The organism is Kordia sp., assembly GCF_050633145.1.
Lineage (GTDB): Bacteria > Bacteroidota > Bacteroidia > Flavobacteriales > Flavobacteriaceae > Kordia.
This window is the reverse complement of sequence record NZ_JBOEFY010000119.1, coordinates 1-1627: the sequence shown is the minus strand read 5'-3', so window position 1 is coordinate 1627 and position 1627 is coordinate 1. Positions and strand designations below refer to the sequence as shown.

Annotated in this window: 1 protein-coding gene; it reads right to left on the bottom strand. The window is 38.7% G+C overall.

The window, feature by feature from the left end; all coding sequences use genetic code 11:
• Nucleotides 1-1627, bottom strand: a 1627-nt coding sequence (locus tag ACRBBL_RS27550; protein WP_431372326.1) for a GEVED domain-containing protein, incomplete at both ends; no start/stop codon positions are given.

Here is a 1627-nt window from a genome sequence, read left to right as displayed (position 1 = left end):
ACATCTTTGTCTCCAAATAGTTTTACATTGTCTACAGCAACTCCGTCTGACCATTCTGCGAAGAAACGAATTCGCACACTTACTGTTGGTAGGTTGATATAGGCTGATAAGTCATAGGATATATTATCAAATTTTGTCCCAATTCCAACATCTGCAATAATGTCTGCTGTCAGTGCTGTCCAATTCGTTCCATCTGTAGAAACTTCTACTGTAAAATAGTCATCTGCACCGCCAGTTCCATCTTCTAGATAGTGTGAGTAGTAACAGTCAAAACTCATCGTTAGATTAACATAGTCTGTTGTGTCATACGAAGTCGTAGATTGTAATGCATTGTGCGTAATATAGGAATTTCCAAATCCGTCTGCTCCGACATCAGAGTTACAAATTACAAATTGGTCGGTTCCAAATCCTGAAGAGATTGCTGGAAACCACACTTCTTCTGCTGGAACAAATGTACTCGTTTGATTTTGCCATGCAGAACGCCCATTAATTGTGGCTCCATTGTCATTAAGTATTATATTACTAAAAGCGCCTAATCCTCCCGATTCAAAATCTTCATCTATTAAAAATACATCTTCTACATCTCCAGAAACAGATATTTCTAACATATCATTTTCTCCGCAAACTACTCTACTTGATACATCTGGTGTTATGTTTACTGTTGGTATTGGGTTGAATTTTGCTACTACAGGCTCACGTACCCAAGATTCACAGCTACCATTAAATGCCGTTACATAATACGTAGTTGTTGCCGATATAGATGGAGTTGTCCAGTTTCCTGTTAGCGTAGTTGTTACTAAGCTTCCACCAGTTTCTGCATCGTACCATCTGTATTCTGTGATAGATGGTGTTCCTGTTGCAGTAACCGATAAATCCACTGTTCCATCTCCGCAAGTTTCGCCATCAGTAATGGTATCAATAATTGCGTCACAGAAAGGTTCTACAGTAAAGAGATAATCTTCTGCTTCACCCAAACGATCAATCGTAGATCCTGTATCTACAAAGTCTTCGCATGAGTTAAAATCATAAGAATTATTGTAATCAAATATAGAATAATCAAACCCTGTATAGTTTCGTATTCGCAATCTATAATCTCCCGCAACTGTTCCTAGCGGAATTACAAAACCAAACGTTGTCGTTGTCGTTGAGACTCCATTAGAATCATATACTTTTTCAGTAGCTTCATCAAAGACATCATTACCATCCCAATCGACCCAAGCTTTCCAAGCACATCTAAAAGGCGCTTCTACATATACATTGACACCTTCTCCTTCAACCTGTCTTGATAAGGTAGCTAAACCTGTAAAATCCTGATATCCCGTACTAAAACCAGAACCTGCATTGGTTACATCTTGTAAAGTTCCTAAGAAAGCAACTTCATCTATATACATTGTTCCTGGTGTATCTGTTGTTGGTTGACAAGGTCCTGGTATAATGACTGGTGTTGTAACACAGATATCAAAAGTTCCATTTCCTGCACCGCCATAACTATATACGCGGACATAGTATGTAGTTCCGATAGATAAACCTGTTGCATTGATAACTTCAGCATTACTTCCTGTTGTATTGTCTGCACAACTTATATTTGTTCCACTACATGCTCCAGAGCGTAGATCGAGTACGGCAT